At 51.9% G+C, this 20,560-nt stretch carries 15 protein-coding genes; 6 read left to right on the forward strand and 9 right to left on the reverse strand.

The window, feature by feature from the left end:
* Nucleotides 1–262, forward strand: a 262-nt coding sequence (locus Q0Z69_RS12390; protein ID WP_298034020.1) for a hypothetical protein, incomplete at its 5' end; no start/stop codon positions are given.
* Here the strand turns inward: Q0Z69_RS12390 and Q0Z69_RS12395 are convergent.
* From Q0Z69_RS12395 to Q0Z69_RS12430, 8 genes are all read right to left on the reverse strand, one after another.
* Nucleotides 216–1,655, reverse strand: coding sequence for a response regulator (locus tag Q0Z69_RS12395; protein WP_298034021.1), 1,440 nt, complete (start codon nt 1,653–1,655; stop codon nt 216–218). The genes Q0Z69_RS12390 and Q0Z69_RS12395 overlap by 47 nt on opposite strands.
* Nucleotides 1,633–3,471, reverse strand: a complete 1,839-nt coding sequence (locus tag Q0Z69_RS12400) for a sensor histidine kinase (protein ID WP_298034025.1) — start codon at nt 3,469–3,471, stop codon at nt 1,633–1,635. Before Q0Z69_RS12400 ends, Q0Z69_RS12395 begins: the two co-directional genes overlap by 23 nt.
* Before the next feature lie 74 nt (nt 3,472–3,545).
* Complete coding sequence (locus Q0Z69_RS12405) at nt 3,546–3,680, reverse strand: hypothetical protein (RefSeq protein ID WP_298034029.1); 135 nt, start codon at nt 3,678–3,680, stop codon at nt 3,546–3,548.
* Between the two features lie 351 nt (nt 3,681–4,031).
* Nucleotides 4,032–5,387 (reverse strand): hypothetical protein, encoded by a 1,356-nt coding sequence (locus tag Q0Z69_RS12410; protein ID WP_298034033.1) that lies wholly within the window; start codon nt 5,385–5,387, stop codon nt 4,032–4,034.
* A gap of 84 nt (nt 5,388–5,471) precedes the next feature.
* Nucleotides 5,472–6,425, reverse strand: coding sequence for a ComEC/Rec2 family competence protein (locus tag Q0Z69_RS12415; protein WP_298034035.1), 954 nt, complete (start codon nt 6,423–6,425; stop codon nt 5,472–5,474).
* Nucleotides 6,412–7,500: an ABC transporter ATP-binding protein gene (locus Q0Z69_RS12420; RefSeq protein WP_298034036.1), complete on the reverse strand. Its 1,089-nt coding sequence runs from the start codon at nt 7,498–7,500 to the stop codon at nt 6,412–6,414. The genes Q0Z69_RS12415 and Q0Z69_RS12420 overlap by 14 nt, the downstream gene beginning before the upstream one ends.
* A gap of 16 nt (nt 7,501–7,516) precedes the next feature.
* Complete coding sequence (locus tag Q0Z69_RS12425; protein WP_298034039.1) at nt 7,517–9,166, reverse strand: iron ABC transporter permease; 1,650 nt, start codon at nt 9,164–9,166, stop codon at nt 7,517–7,519.
* Nucleotides 9,167–9,262: 96 nt separating this feature from the next.
* The gene (locus tag Q0Z69_RS12430; protein ID WP_298034043.1) at nt 9,263–10,339 is read right to left on the reverse strand and encodes an ABC transporter substrate-binding protein; all 1,077 of its coding nucleotides are present in this window, start codon (nt 10,337–10,339) and stop codon (nt 9,263–9,265) included.
* A gap of 255 nt (nt 10,340–10,594) precedes the next feature.
* On the opposite strand from Q0Z69_RS12430, the gene Q0Z69_RS12435 reads away from it, so the two are divergent.
* Nucleotides 10,595–12,802: an extracellular solute-binding protein gene (locus Q0Z69_RS12435; RefSeq protein WP_298034047.1), complete on the forward strand. Its 2,208-nt coding sequence runs from the start codon at nt 10,595–10,597 to the stop codon at nt 12,800–12,802.
* Between the two features lie 395 nt (nt 12,803–13,197).
* On the opposite strand, the gene Q0Z69_RS12440 is transcribed toward Q0Z69_RS12435, so the two are convergent.
* Nucleotides 13,198–14,064: a LysR family transcriptional regulator gene (locus Q0Z69_RS12440; RefSeq protein WP_298034084.1), complete on the reverse strand. Its 867-nt coding sequence runs from the start codon at nt 14,062–14,064 to the stop codon at nt 13,198–13,200.
* Between the two features lie 241 nt (nt 14,065–14,305).
* On the opposite strand from Q0Z69_RS12440, the gene Q0Z69_RS12445 reads away from it, so the two are divergent.
* The 4 genes from Q0Z69_RS12445 to Q0Z69_RS12460 all read left to right on the forward strand — a co-directional run bounded on the left by Q0Z69_RS12445 (nt 14,306) and on the right by Q0Z69_RS12460 (nt 20,512).
* The gene (locus Q0Z69_RS12445; protein WP_298034049.1) at nt 14,306–15,640 is read left to right on the forward strand and encodes an acetyl-CoA hydrolase/transferase family protein; all 1,335 of its coding nucleotides are present in this window, start codon (nt 14,306–14,308) and stop codon (nt 15,638–15,640) included.
* Between the two features lie 46 nt (nt 15,641–15,686).
* A complete protein-coding gene (locus Q0Z69_RS12450) occupies nt 15,687–17,012 on the forward strand; it encodes a GntP family permease (RefSeq protein ID WP_298034052.1) in 1,326 nt (441 codons plus the stop codon).
* A gap of 406 nt (nt 17,013–17,418) precedes the next feature.
* On the forward strand, nt 17,419–19,293 hold the full coding sequence (locus Q0Z69_RS12455; protein WP_298034055.1) for a PucR family transcriptional regulator: 1,875 nt from the start codon (nt 17,419–17,421) through the stop codon (nt 19,291–19,293).
* 148 nt (nt 19,294–19,441) lie between these two features.
* Nucleotides 19,442–20,512: a TRAP transporter substrate-binding protein gene (locus tag Q0Z69_RS12460; protein WP_298034057.1), complete on the forward strand. Its 1,071-nt coding sequence runs from the start codon at nt 19,442–19,444 to the stop codon at nt 20,510–20,512.
* The last annotated feature ends 48 nt before the right edge of the window (nt 20,513–20,560 follow it).

Below are 20,560 nucleotides of genomic sequence, written 5' to 3' on the forward strand. Positions count from 1 at the left end.
CAATTGGCGATTTTCGTCCGGCCGAAATTGGCTGTTTTCTCCCGGCAGAAAATGGCTAATTTCTCCCGACTCTAACAGCGTAAAGGATTTTTCGAAAAATTTCCACAATCCTGTTGACCTTTTTTATCAGTTTATTGACTTAAAAGCTCGATTCATAAAAAAATATGAAGCTTTTTTGTCAGGATTCAACAATTATCAGGACTGGATAGGCGATTCTACCGACGATGGATCTTGCTGGGTGACACTCCATATTGTTTCTTGAATGCGGACGTAAAATAACTGACATTTGGCATACCCACCCGCTCAGCGATCTCTCCTGTCCGCAGGGCGGTGGTTCGCAGCATACGCATGGCTTCTCGAAGGCGGATATCCATCAAATATTTTGAAAAATTTACGCCCACTTCTTGCTTGAAGTGACGGGACAGATACTCCCTATTCAAGAATACGTGTTCAGCTACCAAATTCAAAGTCAGTTCCTCTGCGTAATGCAGCTTGATATATTCGATCGCGCTGGTAATCGCCTTGGAATATTGCTTAACGCTGCTCCGAACGGTGTTCAGCCGTGACAGGACGCGGGATTGCAATTCAGAATAAGTGGGCGTAATCGGAAGTTCCGGCGCGATAATAGGATCAGCCTCCAGATACGAGATCAATTCCATTGTGTGCTGCAAAACATCAAATAGCGTTTCCAGATCAGGATGCGCTGCTGCGGCAAAAGCCAGCATATCCTGCACTCTGTCACAGCAAGATGGTACATCAAGGCGCTCGATCCTGGATGCAATATCCATCATCATTAACTGTATCTGGCGGCGGGATTCTTGTGGAGCCAGCACTTTGCTTGGTTTGCCCCCATAGAAGTCCGTTTCTAATTTCTGTACGGTACTCTGGATAGATCGGGGAATTTGAGCCAGACGGTAATAGAGCTGACTCCTGTCGAGCGGCCCAGCCACGCAGCAGCTTTTCTCCGCAATATACCGATCTGCGCATTGTTCTTTTTCCTCCAAACTGCAATCGGCTGAGCTTGAATCGATATTAAAGATCAGCACTTGAAGAATGGCGTTATGTGGATACAGGACAGGATTTTTAAATTCTGTTGGAAAGTTTTGGAGGAGAATATCCAAATTGCCTTGAATATTCAAAAAAGATACGGCAATAAAGGAAGTTTCCTGAAGCAGCTGTTGGACCTCCCGTGGATTTGAACGTGAAATCACCTGAATACCCTTGAATTCAGGCGCAACAGGGGGTCTGCCATCCCTTTGCTCCAGGGACAGCGCTGATGCCTTCTGCTGGTTTGCCGCAAAATCATCTAGTTTTTTCCGCATGAATTCTGGGCTTACCTCGGATTTGAGAATGTAGTCATCTGCACGCAGATACATCGCCTTTCGGGCATATTCAAAATCTTCGTGGCATGTAAGAAGCATAACTGCCATGTTTGGATATTCTCTCTTCAATGTCTCCAGAAGTTCCAATCCATCCATCTTCGGCATGGTAATGTCTGCAAACACCAAATCTTGCGGTGTCTCTTGAACTTTTGCAAGGGCTTTTGCACCGGATAAAGCAATGTCAACCACGGTATCCTCAGCAGAGACATCCGTGATGCACTGCGCAATATACCTGGCGATCAGCGGCTCGTCATCTACGATCAGTATTTTCATCGCGTCCTCCTGTGTCATTTGGCAGCGTATTACCATCCAACGTCTCTCTGTGAATGCCTTGATCCCGCATACATTGAACAGTAGGCGGCAATTTGTCATAGTGGTCGATTTTTAAGAGCACCACAGTTCCTTTTCCGTATTCACTCTGTATGAACAGAGAAGAACTCTCACCATAGATATAATTAAGCCGTTTACGGATATTTTTAATGCCGACCCCGTGGTGGTTCCCAACAGATGCGTAGTTATTTTCCGCAAGCTGCTGCAGTCGTTCCGGAGCAATGCCCTCGCCGTTGTCTTCTATTCGAATATAAAGCGTTTCCGCCTCAATAGACGCACAAATTGTGATCTTGCAGCCATCCTCTCGCTCCGCAAATCCATGAAACACGGAGTTTCCAATAATTGGCTGCAGCAGCATTCTGGGTATCAAAATGTTTTCAGCCCATACGGGGACCCGGTTTTCAAAGGCAATAGCCTTGTCTGTTCTGAGATTCATAATAGAGAGATAGTTTTGGATGAGATGAAGTTCTTCCGCTATTGTTACAAACTGGATGTCTGCAGAATGGGGGATGTCCAAGCATTCCACAAATTTATCCAGCATTTGGCATGCTTGGTCATATTGCTTGATGTGGATAAGACTTTTGATGGCTACTAAGGTATTGTACAAAAAATGCGGGCTGAGCTGCGCCTGCTGAAAATCATATTCCATCCGGTGTTTTTCTGCTTCACGAAGTTGTATATCATGGATCAAGTCCTGAATGCGGCAGATGAGCCGATTAAAGGACATAGTCAGTATGCCGATCTCATGATAAGCAGTACTGGTCTCGATCGGGTGCAGATTCTCTGGATCGATACGAACCACTGCATCCGTCATATCCGTGAGAGATCGTGACACCTTTTTTGCATATTGACAGCCTGCCAGGCACGCCAATAAACCACCCATAAGGATCATTAAAAAGCTTACCAGCGAAGTTTGAATTAGCTGGTTGTAAATCTGGGTTATATCGTGCTCCTCCACAAATGTCCAGCCGCTTATGGTGTCATGATAATTTGATACAAGGTATTTTCTTTTACCGTAGGACTGGATCACATAGGAATCATATCCGGGCTCCTTGGCGAACGCATCCATGGATTTGAGCCACTGGCCCACTATATTCTGGTTTGAATGACTGATAACGATTCCGCTTTCGTCCAAAATATAGACCTGCTCTCCCTCACTGAGAAGTTTTTGATAAGTTCTAAACAGCGCATCTTGCGTGGAATTCAAAATGATCGTTCCGATAACACGGCCGTCTTTGTCTGCAATGGGGTAGCTGCAAACCAGGGCATAGCTGGTAATATCATCCGGCGAGAGAACATTCAAATTCCAACTGATACCTGTTTCTCCCGATAGCTGTTTCAGATACCAATAGCTGTTCAAAAGATTTTTCAAACGTGTTTCACTGCCGCTTACACTGGAAAATGTCCGGCGGTCCCGCAGCACAACATCAATAGAATAATTCAGGTTGATCCGGTCAAGTAAACTTTGGATATCTGTGATGATCTCTTGGATGGCCTCGCCGTCATCTTCACACACCGCTGCGGACACCTCCATATTGACCATCTCTATGATACTTTCCATGTGTTTTCGGTTCAAATCGTTGGAATCACTGACTTGCTTGAGGATATCTATTCGTGCGGTCCCATGGCTTTCCAAGACAAAATGATACGAAATATAGGTAGAATAGAGACTAGAAATTAGAACAGAGATGGCAATGCTTGAAAAAATTGCCCGCAGCAGCAAAGACAGAAACGTAGGCGATTCTTTTTTCTTGAACATAATGCACTCCAGACCAGCATCCATGATTGTCAGCTTATAAGTATTTGAGGCTCCGCTGCATAATAGCGAAGTGATCAGCGCTTTTTGCCGGAAATGGCAAACAGCATTGGGGCGATTCCATTTTTATTCGCAGGGGCAGCTAAAATCCGACTGCCAAACACCGCCTGGCAGCTATGCAAAAGTCCAATTGGGGATTTATCGGAGATCATGATTTTCCACCCCCCACTACAATTTTTACTATTTAAGTATAACAGCAGAGGAATGGATGCGCAAATAATTTTCAAAAATGCATTTTTGATGCATAGTCTCGCTTGCTGCCTTATGTCAGTTCTATTTGCCGGCAATGCCATCAACCACCGATCGAAAATTGCGCAGGATAAAAACAGACAGCACCGGACGGGGAAAATCCCGCCCGGTGCTGTCTGCTTCTCTCTGGTTTTATTTCTATATGAGTCACAGCTTGGGTCAAATCCCTCATTGCCTCCGCCGCTGTTTTTCCTGCTCTTGGTCAAAATCCGGGCAGATGCAATGCTCTCGCAGAACCCTTGTATAGTCGTATTTTATTGTGTCTCTATTGCAGCGGATACCTGCGCTTCCCCTGTCGATGTTGCTTGATCTGTCCATGTCACGATTTCACCAGGCGCGGGAGAAGTAACAAGGACTCCCATCGTGTCATCTCCTGATGTCCCATCTTTATCCAGGACCTCGATTTTAACTTCGCTGTTATCTTGCCTAGCAAAGTGGATTGTATTGAATGGCTCAGAATATTCATCTCCAAATTCGGCCTGTTCTTTTCCCCAGAATACCTGCTTTTTCACATTCTTGGGAGCCTGGTTATCTTTCCAATGGTTTTGATTGATATATACTAAGCCATCCACGGAAATTTTCATATAAATATCGCTTTCATCATTGAAAGAATCCTTATTGGCACAACTCATGATATCTATGACAGTGATTTTGTGCGTATAGTAAGGATTAAAAACGTATTCATGTGAAAAGTCTCCGAGTCCATTTAGATGTGTGTCAATGAAGAACGCCGGATCAGACCAATAGATCCCTTCATATAGAGGGCCATCGTCCGGGTCATCTTTGATCCATGGCAGGGTACAGGAGCTGTCTGTATAAGTATCTCCGTGAAAATGCCCCCAATCATAATAGGTATGGCCTGCCCCGCCCACATCATAGCGACGATCCCATAATTCATCCATAGGAACTAATGCATAATCATAAGCATGCGTATAACTTCCGGAGGTATCATCAGGCATGACCGAGAGCCCTTCTGTGAAACGAAATATGATGCCGTCTCCGCCATTTGCAGACCGTCCATCGTACGCTTTAACACCATGACCGGCATCTGTTCCAATGCCGTTTGCAGAAATATAGACACATGGTCTGTGGTTATCCAACAAAATACTGCCATCAATGTTTTCGCTTCCCGATGCAATAGAAGGGTCATTGCTATACTGATACCAATGATTGTGGGCTTGTGTCTCCATCAATTGAAGCGATCCATAGGGAGATGTATCTTTCCGAATGACAAGAATACATCCTTCTAAATCATTTTCGTGTTTTTCAAGATTGACTGGTCCATCATCCCGTGGATAATAATAGTCGTATTCAATAAAATAGTGTGTTATTGTTTCGCGGACAGAAAAATAGGCTGATGGAGTCTCATCATAACTCAAAAGATTTTCCCAGTTGTTGTCCCCGCGCCAGTCACCGTCATAATTAAATCTTGTGGGAAAATCTGCACGGACATTATAAGATTCGTTAACATCCTGATAAATCGTCGGAGCCCAGTATTCTGCTAAATCGCGATAAACCTCAGAAGCGGAACCATCTTCCGCTGATACGGGGACCGTACAAAGTGAAAAGAGAATTACACACAAGGTCAAAAAAGCGGCTGCTCGTTTCATTGCAGAGACTCCTTTCGTACAAATTCACACATAGCATAACTGCGTGCTGCCGGTTCTCAACACTGTGATAGGAACTGATTTCTGTCAATGGGCAGCACGTGGAGATGCAATCTGCCCGGCTGGATCGATGGAGAAATGCACGGCGCGATGCCGGCATTCCACAAAATTCGGACGCTCCACCGCATCTGTGATGTACAGATGGCAGTTCCGCTTCTGCACAGTGTCCAGGACGGACGCGGCAGGGCAATCGTCTGTACGGGTGTTGGAGACGGAGATGACGACATACTCGGGAGCCAGCATGTCCAGCAGCCGGGGCGTGACGGAATCCCGGTGGCCATGGTGCGGTAATTTGACGATGGTGCAGGGAGATATCTGATGCTGTTCCCAACAGTCGGCATATACGTCTCCCGGCAATTCGATGGTCTTTTCACCGTAGAAGAGCCGCAGACGGATGCTTGTATTGTTGATAAAGCGGTCCAACTCATCCAGCTCCGCGTTATCAGCGCGGTCCTCCAGAACATCCCGCCAGATATCGGCCTGACGCTGATGCAGCGTGGGATCTTCCAGATAGATCTCTGCCCGCAAAGCACGGCTCAATCCGCGCATCTCATTCCTGACGCTTTTCAGATGGATCTTCGTTCCGGACTGCTCCATGCTGCACAGGGCGCTCAGATAGATATTCATGGATTCCAAGAGGCAGCGCGCTCCGGCGGAAAACTCAGAAGGAATGCGGACCGTTTTGCCCCAATATGTGCGGGCAGGCAGGTAGTTGGTCCAAAATTCCTGGACATGGACCTTTTTCAGCAGTTCTGTCAATCCGCCGCTGTGGTCACGGTGAAGATGTGTCAATACCAGAAGATCCAGGCGCTGGATCCCTGCTTGCTCCAAGAAATCTGACGCCGTGATCCGCGCGGACTCCGGACCGGGATTTCCGGTGGTCATATCACCGCAGTCCACAAGCATGGAAAAATCTGTTTCCAGATCCCGGATCAGGATCGCGTCGCCGTAACCGACATTGATAAAATCAACAGTCAGCATGGGCGCCACCGTCCTTCAGAATGTGGAGCTTATGCGCGTCCAGACACAGTTTCACATCACCGGAACGGGCACCGGACAAATCCACGTTTGCGTCATCAATGACAAATGTTTCCTCGCCGACACGGACCCAGTAGCGGATCATGCGGCCAAGGAAGCTGTAATTTTCGATGGTACCGTTCAGCACTGCGCCTTCGGGCAGCGTTTCGCCCTCAGCTGCCAGATGGATACACTCGGGGCGAACGACCAGAGTGATCTCCTCTCCGGCGGAGGCGGGAATCTCTGTCGGTACACGCAGCTCCATGCCGCAGTGGTCTACCGTCAGCACATGCGCACTGGCCGTCAAAACTTTGGCGTCCAGGAAATTGACTGTACCCACGAAGTCCGCTACAAAGCGGTTGGCAGGCCGGAAATAGATCTCCCAGGGAGTGCCGATCTGTTCGATCCGCCCCTGCCGCATGACCGCGATGATATCAGACATAGAGAGCGCCTCGTCCTGATCGTGGGTGACGTAGATAGCGGTGATCCCCAGCTTGCGCTGGATCTGTCGAAGCTCCGTGCGGACGTCTACCCGCAGCTTGGCGTCCAGATTGGAAAGAGGCTCGTCCAGAAGCAAAATCTCCTGGCCCATTACCAGCGCCCGGGCGAAAGCGACCCGCTGCTGCTGGCCGCCGGACATCTCACGGGGAAAGCGCTTTTCCAGGCCCATCAGATTGAACATCTCCAGCATTTCCGACACGCGGCGGCCGATCTCCTCTTTGGGCTCTTTGACCAATTTCAAACCGTAAGAGATGTTTTCATAGACGGTCATGTGGGGAAACAGGGCATATTCCTGAAAGACCAGGGGCGTGTTGCGCTTGAAGGGCGGCAGACCATTCATCCGCTTGCCGTCTACCAGCACATCTCCCTCCTCCGGCTCGGAGAAACCGGCCAGTTGGCGCATCAAAGTCGTTTTGCCGCAGCCGGAAGGCCCCAGCAGCGTCACAAAAGCACCCTTGGGGATCTCCAGCGACACATGGTCCAGCGCGGTGAAATCGCCGAACCGTTTGACCACATTTTTAAATTCGATATAAGCCATGATGCTCTGCGCCTCCTTACAATTCCAACTCAATGCCCTGCTTGCCGAGGATCCACTGGGCTAATTTCAAAACTGTGAACGCAATGGTGATCAACACAAGTGTAAAGGCCGCGGCCTCGCCCCACTGGCCGCTCTGGACCAGCACCATAACGGAGACCGTTCCCACTGTGGTGGCCGGCGCGTACAGGAAGATCACAACGCTTAAGCAGGTGACAGACCGCAGAAACGACAACACGAAGCTGGACATAAAGGGGGCCTTCAGCAGCGGGATGATCACATCCTTGAAGGATCGGAAGCTGTTGGCGCCCAGGTTCAAAGCCGCATCCTCCACGGAGGCGCCGATCTGCTGCAGGCCCGCCGTGGCGGAGCTGTAACAGGTGGGGATGTTCCAGAATAACAGCGCCAGGATCATGATGATAGAGGTGCCGGTCAGCTCCAGCGGAGGCGTATTGAACGCCATGACGAAGCCGATGCCCAGGAACATGCCGGGAATAGCTCCAGGCAGGATGCCCAGGAAGTCCAGCAGCTTGTTGACACCGACCTGTTTTTTCTGCACGATGTACGCCAATACCATGGCCAGGAACGCGGCGCCCAGGGAAGCACAGAAGGCATAGCGGATCGAGTTCCAGATCTGATGTCCCTTCTGGAACACGTACTGGATATTTTCCATCGTCAGCGTCCAGTCGTATCCCCAGGCCTTGGTAAAGGCGCCGTAGCAGAGCGTGCCATAGACCAGCAGGATAAACAGGGAAATGAACATTGTGAGGCTGAACAGCGTCCACTTGACCCACTTGGGGACCGGGAAGGGATTCAAGGAGATCTCCTTGCCGGTGATGGTGACATAGGAGCGCCGGCCGACCCAGAACCGCTGCACCAAAAACAGCACCACGGCGGGGATCAACAGCGCCACCGCCAGCACGGAAGCGGTCTTCATATCGTACCAGCCGGAGATCTGCATGTACGCTTCGGTGGGAAGCAGTGCCAGATCGCCGCCGATCATCTGCGGGTTGCCGAAGTCGGTCAGCACGTTGATGGCCGCTACCAGCGCGCCGCCGGCCACGCCAGGGCGGCACAGCGGCCAAAACACGTCCCGGAACACTTGCCAGCGGGTAGCGCCCATATTGTAAGCCGCGTACTCCAGGTTAGTGGAGATGGAGCGGATCACGCCATAAATGACGGAGTAGGCATAGGGAAAAAAGGTGACGGTCTGCACGATCCAAAGGCCGAGACGGCCGTAGATATCCACTTGAAGTCCCAACAGCTGCTTGGTAACGATGCCCTGAACGCCAAAGAGCAGGATATAGCTGAGCGCCACAATAAAGGGCGGGGAAACGATGGGGAGCAGGGTCACAAAGCGGAACAGTTTTTTGCAGGGAACATCCAGACGGGCAATGACGTAGGCAAATAGAAACGCCACCGCTGTGCAGGAAATGGTGGAGATCAAGGTCATAAACAGGCTGTTTTTCACAGCCTTGAACCAGCGGGCCTTATGGAAGAGCTGCATATAATCTTCCACGCCGGGGAAAAGAATAACTTTGATCACAGGATAGACGACAAAGAAACCGACAAATAAGATGATAACAATAATGGCCAGCAGGAGCAGCGGCTCGTTCTTCAGCCGCTTCATCTCTTTCAGAGATTCCCGGACAGAGGTTCCGGCAGCCATGGGCTTCACTCCTTCCGCAGGTAATCAGGTGTTTGAGGAAGAAGGCGCCTGCCTGTACAGCAGGCGCCTTCTTGGAAAATTGGAAACGATCAGGGATCAGGCGCGGTTCGAGATGATCTCAGCATCGAACTTCTCGAGGACAGCTTCCTTCATGGAAGCGGCTTCGTCACGGTCATACTCGACCAGGTCCACCTCGTTCAGAGCGGGCAGGCCCTCGGGAGCGGCCACATCATCACGGACGGGATAACGGTAAGAGGTAGCGACACTCAGCTCCTGGGCTTCCTTCGTCAGCAGCCAGTCGATGAACACCTTGGCGTTTTCTGTGTTGGGGCCGCCCTTGACGATGGCGGAGCCACCGATCTCATAAGCGGTCTGCTTGGGGATGATGAGCTTCAGAGGATAGCCTTCCTTCTGGGTCTTGAAGCTGTCATGGCCCCAGGCGATGGAAGCGATGAACTCCCCCGTGGCGACCGGGCTGATGACGTCGGCGGCGCCCTTATAGTAGTGGTGGACATTTTGGTCCAGTTCCTTCAGGTAGTCCCAGGCGGCATCCTCACCCAGGCGGAAGATCTGGCAGGCAGTGGCGATGTAAGCGCCGCCGGCTGTGGTGGGGTTGGCCCACACAAAGACATTCTTATAGTTGGGATCCAGCAGGTCATCCCAGGTCTCGGGCATCTTGACGCCCTTGGGGGCCAGCTCTTTTTCAAAGCGGTCCTCATTGATGATGATGCTCAGCACGCCCATGTACCAGCCCTGCCAGAAATGGTTGGGATCGTTGAAGCGAGCGTCCAGATCGTCATTGTTGGGAGAGTCATAGGCCTCAAAAGCACCGGCCTCCGCAAGAGAGCTATACAGGTCCACGGAGCCGCCCACCAGAACGTCGGCCTTGGGATTGCCCATCTCAGCCTGCACGCGGGCCACGGCGTCGCCGCCGCCCAGAGAGATGTATTCGATCTCAATACCAGTGTCCTTTTTGAATTGATCCGCGATGGCGATGGTGTTGTCTTCGTTCAGCGCAGAATAGGCCACCAGCTTGCCGCCGGTCTTGGCCTCCTCGCTGGGCTGTTCAGTCTGCTCGGGTTCTTTTTCGGGAGCGGGCTCCTCCTTGCCGCCGCAGGCGGCCAAGGACAGAATCATCATGATCGCAAGAGCCAGGCTGAGGAACTTCTTCATGTGACACATCTCCTTTTCATCAGACAAAATATTGAGGATGTGATCTCCTCTTGTTCTTACCATATCATCATTTTTGGAACGTGTCAATTTATTTTTTGTGAAATTAACTATAGCCGCCAAAAGTTTTTACAGAATGCATATTTGCTTTACACAAATTTTATACACTTTTCACAGCACTGCTTTGCAGACTTTTTTCTTGCGAAGTTAGGCGGAACATTGTATAGTAATACCATAAATGAAAGAGGAGGCCGCCGTATGCCTACGATCAAGGATATTGCCCGGGAGGCTGGAGTCTCTCACGGAACGGTTTCCAATGTGATCAACGGACGTGGAAATGTCAGCGTGGAAAAGATCCGGCTGGTGTGGCAGGCTGCGGAAAAACTGGGCTATAAAGTCAACAGCAAGGCCCAGAGCCTGCGGCAAGGCGGTCGGGATCGGGCCATTGCCGTATTGCTGCCAGGCATTGAAGACGAGCAGTATGCCGCCATGTACGAGGTGTTCCAAAGCGAGTTCGTCCAGCGCGGCTATGCTGTGCAGCTATATTCCACCCGTTCTATGGAAACGACAGAAGAGGCGATGCTGGCGGACGCACTGACGGCACAGGTCAGCGCGGTCATCAGCAGTTCTTGTCTGCCGGACGCAGTGGCCCACTATCGTAAGGAAGCTGCGGACATCCCCATCGTTTTTTTACAGAGAAGCGGACCGACCTATGAGGATGTGATGTATGCTGGCTTTGACCCCGCAGGAGCAGGGAGAGAGATCGCTCGCTATATTCACGAACGAGGCGCGAAGCGGATCGGCGTCTTTACAGAACCCCCGGCGTCACCGGACGCGGGCTTGTTTCTCCAGGGCTTTCAATCGGTCTATGCCAAAAACGACCCGATCGTGACGGCGTTGGACTGCCCGAACCATCAGGTCGAGCTGCGGGCGTTTGAATTTTTTGACCCGGACGCAGCCTATGATTATCTTGTCTGCACAGACCGGCAGCGGGAGACAGCTCTGCGATCTGCCTGCGCTTACGCCAGCCATTATCCGCTGCCGCCGATGATCACAGTAGCCTCCAGAACCGCCCTGACGGATCCCTCTGCTCTGGTGTACGAGTTGGATCGCAAGCGGCTGGCGCATAAGATCGTAAAACTGCTGCTGGATCGCTTGGAGGACAAGGCGCCGCTGCCGCCGGCGCTCTCCCTTTCAAACAACGGTTTCCGTTTACCTGCCGCTGCTCCGGCATTGACAGAGCAGTGTCTCCGCATGCTGACGGTGGCATCGCCTTCCACCACCGCACTGTCTCATCTGCTTCCCTATCTGGAAAAAAGCACCGGCATCCATCTGGAAATGACGGTGCTCCCGTCTCTGCGGGACGTATATGATGTGGTACAGACTCCTGCCCGCAGCCGGTACGATATGATCCGGATAGACGTTGCCTGGATGGACGAGCTGGCGGAACGCATTTTTTGCCCGCTGGATCAGCTCCCCTTTGATTGGGATGGCCTTCTGGCGCAGACGATTCCAGAGCTGGGAGAGAATTATACGCTGTCTCGGGGCGTTCGTTATTGCGTGCCCTATGACCCCAGCACGCAGTTGATGTTTTACCGTCGGGACCTGTTCACAGATCCCACTTATAAGCGGATGTACTATGAAATGGTCCGAAAGGAGTTGGATGTCCCAAAGACCTTTGCAGAGTATAATCAGATCGCCAGCTTTTTTACCCGCAGCCACAATCCGTCATCCCCCGTACAGTTTGGATCCACAGTAGCCGTGGGCAATGTGTCGGTCAGTCCCAGTGAGTTTATGCTGCGGCTGTATGAGGAGGGCGGCAACCTGCTGGACCATCAGGGCCGCATTACCATCGATACGCCGGAAGCTCTGCGTGCGCTGCGAAACTACCAGGAGACCTATACGTATTCCGACAGGACCGTGTACGATTTCTGGAAAAACGCGCTGGAGGGCTTTGCGGACGGCTCTGCGGCCATGACGGTGGTATTCATCAACTACGCGTCGCATATTCTGAATCTCAAGATGTCCAGCATTGCTGGAAAGCTGGGATATGCGCCTGTCCCCGGAGGAAGGCCGCTGCTCGGCGGCGGTGTAGTGGGAATCACACGGGACTGCGCTTATCCCAAAACCGCCTACGCATTTTTATCCTGGCTGTATTCGGACCTGGTTGCCCCCGTATTCACTATGCTGGGCGGGCTATCGCCCTGCAGATCCGCATACAGCAACCGAGACATCAATGAGATATATCCGTGGCTATCCACGGCCCGTAAAAGCTTTCCCAGCGCTGAACGGCGAGGCAACAGCGTCTATTACAGCAATTTCAGCGAGCTGCAATTGGAGAACATCTTAGCATCCCAAATTCAAAAAGCGGTCCTGCGCATCTGTCCGGCGGAAGAGGCACTCCGGCAGGCACAGGAAAACTGCGCCGCTTATTTCCAATGCGATCCGCTCAACAGCTCCCTATGATATTTCATTTCAGTGAGGATCACAGCCACAGTGCACATATTGATGCGAAGAGGACCCGCTCGAGAGTGGGGCAAGCAGAAGCCCACACCCACTTTCAACAGGCAAACGGACGAGGGCCGAGGCAAAGGAAAAGCTGAAAAGGCCATCGCAGACAGTCAGCAGTTGAACTTGACAAAAGCAAAATACACCATCCGGATAGGAGCAGTCACAGGCCCAAGCCGTTTCCCCGCAATCAGAAACGCACCGTATTTCATCGAAATATGGTGCGTTTCTGTCTGTTTTATTCAAGTTCCACGGCAAGCGAAAAACCAGCCGCCTGCTGCACATGTAAGAGTGAACAATAATAAGGGAGACATCTGCCTCAGAGCCACCCAGGGCCTGCGGCGGTCTGGCAGTCAAACCGGGGCGCACAGCGTCCAAAAGGCTTTGGCGTCTGGGGACATGGGCTTGTCCCGCCGATGGATCAGCCCCAGGGCCCAGGGAAATTCCGGCTGTGTCAGGCGGATGCAGCGCAGCCTGTCCCGAGACATCCGGGTCACCAGCGATTTTTCCAGAATGGTCACGCCGTTCCCTTCCGCCGCCATTTCCAGCAGGATGTCCCACTGAGAGGTCTGAAACACGATATGGGGCGTGAAACCCGCCTCCTGGCAGCGGGAGAGCACCTGGTCGTAATACATATAATTCTTGCTCACAGTAAGGAAGGGCTCATCCCTGAGTTCGGAGAAGCAGACCTCCCGCCGTCGGGCCAGAGGGTGGTCGCGATTCACGACCAGCATCGCCTCAGAGGCATAGACCCGCTTGACCTCCATATCCGGATCGGAGAAGGGCAGGATGACAACACCCAGGTCCAGCTGGTCGTTTTTCACCATCCCATGGATCTCTTTGGACATGACCTCGGTGATCTGCAGGTCCACCTGTGGAAACTGCCGGACGTACTGGTAAATGATCTTGGAAAAATAAACCGTACCGGCGGAGGGGGGCAGGCCGAAGCGCAGCACGTTGCGCTGGGGATTGAGCAGGGAGCGCATCTCCGCCGTGCGCCGGTTATAGTAGTCCACCAGTTCCCTCGCATAGCGCAGGACCAGTTCGCCGTCCGGGGTCACCTTCAGGCCCTGGGAGGTGCGTTCCAACAGCCGGGTGTTCAGCTCCTTTTCCAGAGCTTGGATGGATTTGCTCAGAGCGGGTTGGCTGACAAAGAGCTTTTCTGCCGCGCGGGTAAAGCTCTTTTGCTCAGCCACCTGGGCAAAATACTCTAACTGCACCAGATTCAAAGACGTTCCCTCCGCTTCGATCATGAAATTGGGTTATTCCCTTAGATAAATTTATTATAGCACATTTCAACAAAGATCGCTATGAATTTGGCTCATATGTCGATGAATTTAATATATTGGGAATTGTCTGCCGTTTCCTGTATGATGATTCCATCAAAATCAGCGGAGCCGGACCCGGGTACGGCCAAGCCCCATGCGAAAAGATACGTCAAAGACGAAAGGAGTTTTGCAAATGAATCCATACCAGACCATGTACGAGCAGAAAAAGATGTCAGTGGAACAGCTGCTGGGCCTGATCCAGGACCGGGACTGGATGTTCTCCGCACAGGCGGCAGGAGAACCCCAGGCCATTATGGAGCAGCTCCAGTATCTGAAAAAAACTGGCGTGAAGGACACCATCCTGAACACCTGCCTGCCTCTGAAGTACTATGACGTCATGAAGGACCCCGAAATGGCGGGGATCTTGTCCCACAACGGCTGGTTCTTCTCCGCCGGACTTCGGGACGCCCACGCCAAAAAGCTGGTCAGCCCGGTGCCGCAAAGCTCCACCTCCGTGCTGCGCAAGGCCCTGGACCGGGCGGCCTATGAACACCGGCGGCCAGTGGTGCTGGCCACGGTGTCCCCCATGGATGAACACGGCTACATGTCCCTCTCAGTCAGCGCCATCTACGAGCGGGACCTCATTGACCAGGGAGCCGTGGTGCTTCTGGAGGTCAATCCCAACTTCCCCCGAACCTTTGGCGACACGCAAGTCCACATCTCCGAGGTGGCCGGCCTCATCGAGTCCGACCGCCCCATCCCCATCGCTCCTCTAGCCCCCTACACCGACGTGGACAAGAGGATCGGCGAGTATGTGGCCTCCCTGGTCGAGGACGGCTCCACTATCCAGCTGGGCGTGGGCAACATCCCCAACGCCGTAGCAAACGAACTCAAGGTCAAAAAGCACCTGGGCATCCACACTGAGATGTTCACCGAGACCATGGTGGATCTCATTGAGTGCGGGGCCGTGGACAACTCCCAGAAAGGCCTGCTCAACGGCTACTCGGTCTGCTCCTTCACCATGGGCAGTCAGAGGCTGTACGACTACATCAACGACAATCCGGCGGTGCTTTTCAAGTCCTGCACCTTCACCAACGACCCTTACACCATCGGCAGAAACAACAAGTTCGTCTCAGTCAATGCCTCTTTGGAGGTGGACCTGTACGGACAATGCGCCTCTGAGACAGTAGGCTGCCTGCCCTGGTCGGGTACCGGCGGCCAGTCCGAAACGGTACAGGGCTCGCAGATGTCCCCCGGCGGTAAGTCCATCATCGCCATGCACTCTACCTTCACTACCAAGGACGCCGCCGGCAAGGAGACCCTTCATTCCAAGATCGTGCCCTTCCTGGCTCAGGGTGCGGTAGTCACCACTTCCCGCAACGATACCGACTACGTGGTCACTGAGTACGGCGTGGCCTGGCTTCGGGGCCTGAATCTCCGCCAGCGGGTCAAGGAGCTGATCAAGATCGCCCACCCCGATTTCCGGGAATGGCTCCGGGATGAGGCGGAAAAGAACCATATCTGGTAACACCTATCCAGCCCGTATCTATCAAATAAGAGAATGGAGAGATAATATGCACATTATTAGCGTTATCGGCATGATCGTTGGCGTGGCCCTGCTGATCTACCTGACCTTCAAAGGCCTCAATGGCTTTATCGCCTCCCTGATCGGCGCTCTGGTGGTCATTGTCACCAGCGGCCTGCCCTTCTGGGGAACTCTGACCGGGGCCTACGCCGCCTCTCTGGGCAGCACCTTCGGCTCCTACCTGTTCCTGTTCACCATTGGATCGGCGTACAGCGAGCTGATGAAGAAGAGCGGCGCGGCTGAGTCCATCGCCAACTTCCTCTTCGGCTTCCTGGGCACCAAGGCCACTGTGGCGGGTACGCTCATTATCACCTTCCTGCTGGCCTACGGCGGCGTCAATGCTTTCATTATCATCTTCGCCGTCTACCCCGTGGCCGTTCCCATGTTCCACAAAGCCAATGTCTCCAAGCTGCTCATGCCTGCCATTTTCCTCTATGGCGCGGTTGTCCTTAACGTAGTGACCCCCGGCGCCCCCTCCATGCTGTGCATCACTCTGTCTGAAAAACTGGGCGTGACTACTTTCGCCGCTCCTATGATTGCTATCGCCATGCTGATCCTGGCTTTTGGCTGGGGCGTGCTGTACTTCACCTTGGTCTCCAACCGCATGCGCGCCAAGGGCATCGGTTTTGTGGCCTCTGCCAGCGATGCCGAGCTGATGGCCGGTGACACCAGCGGAAAGGAACTGCCCCCCATCCACCTGGCCATCCTGCCCTATGTGGTCATCGTGGTCCTCAAGCTGGCCCTGGCCACTTCCATGAGCGCCTCTGACGGCATCTGCACCGCTATGGCCGCCGGCATCGTGGTCCTTATCATCACCAACTACAAGTACCTCAAGGGCCACATCATCCAGGACTTCGCCAACGGCTGGCTGTCCAGCGTCAATCCCCTGCTGCTCACCGCCGCCCTGATGGGCTTTGCCGCGGTGGTAAAAGCCTGCCCCGGCTTTGAGTCCTTCATGAGCCTGGCCATGCTCATGGCTGACAAGATGAATCCCTACATCTCCGCCGTGATCGTCACCAATGTTTTCTCCGGCATCACCGGCGCCTCCCTCAGCGGGACCCAGATCTTCTGCTCCACCATGGCCGACCAGTTCATGTCTCTGGGCACGGTCAACGCCGAGGCGCTCTACAAGGTGGTCGGCATGGCCTCCATGGGCATGGATACCCTGCCCCACTGTCCTACCTTCGTCATGGAGGCCCAGGTCTGCGGCGTCACCACCGAAAAGTCCTACCCCTATGTGCTGGTGATGACCGTGATCACTCCCATCGCCCTGGCATTCATTGCCGCAGGCATGGCCATCGCCGGCTTGGTATGACCGGCTGACAACGATCTGACATAAGAAAAACCGGGACGGCGTGAAAACAGAAACGCCGTCCCAGTTTTTATAAAAAGAGCCGCCCACGGCAGGCCTCAAAAAGAAAGCATTGCGATATCTCCTTTTCAGCGGCACACGGCGATCCACAGGCCACCCTCACTGCAAGCATTTGCCCTTACTCCCCGCACGGGCTTTCACCGTCAGGCCGTACATATGCGCCGCAGACCGGGATAAGCGCCCAGCGTAATCAATGCTGCTCCGCGATATGACAAGACATGACAATGAAAAATGTAGGCCGTAATATATTATTAGAGTTGAAGTCGGAAATAAGAAGAAATTAATATTCCGTTTTTGTACATAAACAGCTATAATATTCTTGTAAAAGAATAAATAGGAGGGATTCTAGATGGATTATACGTCTGCAAATGAGCTTGCTGCCAAGTGGAATATTACCGGCAGAAGAATAACTGTGCTGTGTAATCAAGGCAGAATCACTGGCGCAATGAAGATAAACGGAAGATGGTTCGTTCCGATTGATGCAAAAAAGCCTGCCGATTTGCGGAAATTTAGACACTATACGGAATTTGGTACATCTCAAAAGCAGATCGACGCGGGCGCGATCCGCTTTATTTCTGCCAATCAATTGAACAAGGATACCTCGCAGGAGGACCTGCGGGTCAGTGATCTATTCACATTTGGATACTTTCAAGACTGGAAGCTGGTAGGCGGCTCAAATGGTGCAAAGCATCCAATTACTTCTCTAAATATGATGGAGAGTCCTGATGTGGCAAATTGGGTCAAAGAAGGACAGTTTATCATCAGTACCGGCTACTGCATTCGCGATGACATCAATGTGCAAAAGCAAATCATTTTGGACCTGAGCAAAGCGGGCTGTGCGGGGCTGGCAATCAAAATCATGCGATTTTTCCGCACGATCCCACAGCATATGATCGATCTGGCAGAGGAGTATGATTTGCCGCTGATCGAAATTCCGGATAACTATAATATTTCGGAGGTCATGAACAACATCACAAAAAAAGTCTATGCTAAAAGGCTGGAAGAGCTCGAATTATCCCATAGACTGTTCAATACTTTTACCGAAGCGGCCTTTAATGGGAATAAAACCGAGGTGACCAGCCAGCTTGGGATCTTGCTGCGCAGCAGTGTGTCGGTCATACAGCTGAACTGGTGTCAATTCAGCAGCTTTGCATTTCCAGGCGGAGGGTTGAGTCAAGAGGAAATGACGTTGGCAGAAGCGCAGATCGATCTGCCGATGTTGGTGTCAGCTGGCCCGCCGGCAGTTCAGAGAGCCACATTGAGGGGAGGCTGTGTGTTCTACTGCCACATTTTCCAAATCGAACTACACAATGAGCTGATGGGATATATTTCCATATGGAACGATCGGGAGGAAATAACCAACAACGAGCGGATCGCTATCCAGAATGCGTCTAAAATGATCGCTCTGCTTTTAAGAAGGATACAACAGGACAACGACAATCTTTATTCGCAGAAAGAAACATTCCTAATGGATGAATTGTCCAACCGCCTGCAATCGGAAAAGATCGCCCTCCGCAGAGCAGCTTCCATAGGACTGGATATCTCTTATAAATATCGGAGCATCATTTTGAAAAAGGACCCCCAAAGCATAGATGAGGCAAATGGATTCCAAGGGAAGGACATGGAGTATCTCAAGGAAGTCATTCGAATGAACTACACCAACACGAATCTCGTCCAAATCGACAATTGCCTTGTTTTGATTTTTGCCGAAAAAAGTGGTGAATCCACAGAAGCGGTCGGGGAGTTCATCGCCTTTATTAAGAGCGAGCTGAAATATTTGAAAGGAAAACTGCTGTTTGCAGTGGGACAGTGTGGACCCATATCCAGGCTCCACATAAGCTACAAACAGGCCGAAGAAGCCATACAGCTGTACAAGATGAGCAAAAAGGAACCCATCGATGATGTGATTTACTATGAGAAAATCAAGGTGCCGTCTTTCCTGATAACGATGGATGATGACAAGCGCCACTATCTTTATACCAAGGTGCTGCAAAAGCTCGAACAATATGACGCCGAGCACGGTGCAGACCTGCTGCAAACGATCCGGGCATATTTCCAGTATCATGAAAATGTCAGCCTTACGGCCCGTGAGCTATTTATCCACAGAAATACTTTGCTGTTCCGCTTGCAGAAAATCGAGGACCTTCTGGATATGAGCCTGGATAACCGCGATGACACCTTTATGATCAATATGGCGCTGCGCTTACAGCCTTACAAAGAATAAAGCAGGAGGCTTTCAAGGGCATAAAAGTCTCCAATAAAAAGGCGAAAAAAAACGTAGAGATTGCACGATGTTTTGTTTTAGCCGGATACGCTACAATAAAATCATCCCAAGGAACCACTGCAAAAATGAACGCATGGGAGGATATAAGATGAAAAAAATTGTAGCAATGTTGTTAGCACTGACGCTTATCCTAACTCTCACGGCCTGCGGACAGTCCAAAGGATCCACCACGCCCTCCAAAAGCGGAGAATCGGCTGCCGGGGAGGAGACAATTGTGATCAAACTCCATCACGCGCAGGGTACGGCTCATCCTTTCGATGACACGAAGCAGCATCCGTATCAGGTGGCTGCCGAACATCTGAAACAGTATTGTGACGAAAAATCCAATGGTTCCATCCAAATCGAGATCTACCCCGCCAATGCCTTAGGCGAGGACGAAGAGGTCCTGGAGCTGATGCAGGAAGGCATTGTGGATATGAGCTTGGTCATGCCCACCTCTAAGGCTGCCGCTGTCGTTCCTGAGCTGAACGCATTCAACTTCCCATTCCTGTTTGTTTCTGCCGAGCATGGCGAAGCGTTCGCAGAGACTGAGGATGCCCAGTATCTGCTGGATGCCTGCCAAAATCACGACCTCGTTGGTCTGGGCTTTTCCACATTCCTGTTCCGCTATCCCCTAAACTCCGTGCGGGATTGTAAAACCGTTGCGGACTTTAAGGGCCTGCAACTGCGCACGATGGACTCCCCCGTGGCCCTGGCGGCTTTTGCCGAGCTGGGCGCCAATACAGTGTCTATGTCTTTTGGCGAACTGTATACTGCCCTGCAGCTGGGTACGATCGACGGCGTCGAAAATGATCTGCTTACGCTGTTGTCCCAAAACTACCACGAAGTTGCGTCCCACCTGTCTTTGGTCCCTATCTGGCCCTTTGCCAGCATAACCCTGGTGAGCCAGCAAACCTGGGACAAGCTGAGTGACAATCAGAAGCAGATCTTGCAGGATGGCGTAAACGAGGCGATCGACGTCGTGAACAGCGAGTATGCTGACAGCATAAACGGCGCCTTGGATATTCTGAAGGAAAAGGGCGTTGTGGTCAGTGAACCCGAGAGCATGCAGGAATTCGTGGACGCCATGCAGCCCGTGTATGACAAGTATCTGCCTGAGCTGGATCCGCATCTCCAGGAAATCGTGAATAACATCAAGGCAATGGGGACGGATTATTGATTCTCTTATTCCTGACAATGTGTCCTGCGCGATGAAAATTGCGCAGGA

It is taken from the genome of uncultured Dysosmobacter sp. (assembly GCF_947631165.1).
Lineage (GTDB): Bacteria > Bacillota > Clostridia > Oscillospirales > Oscillospiraceae > Oscillibacter.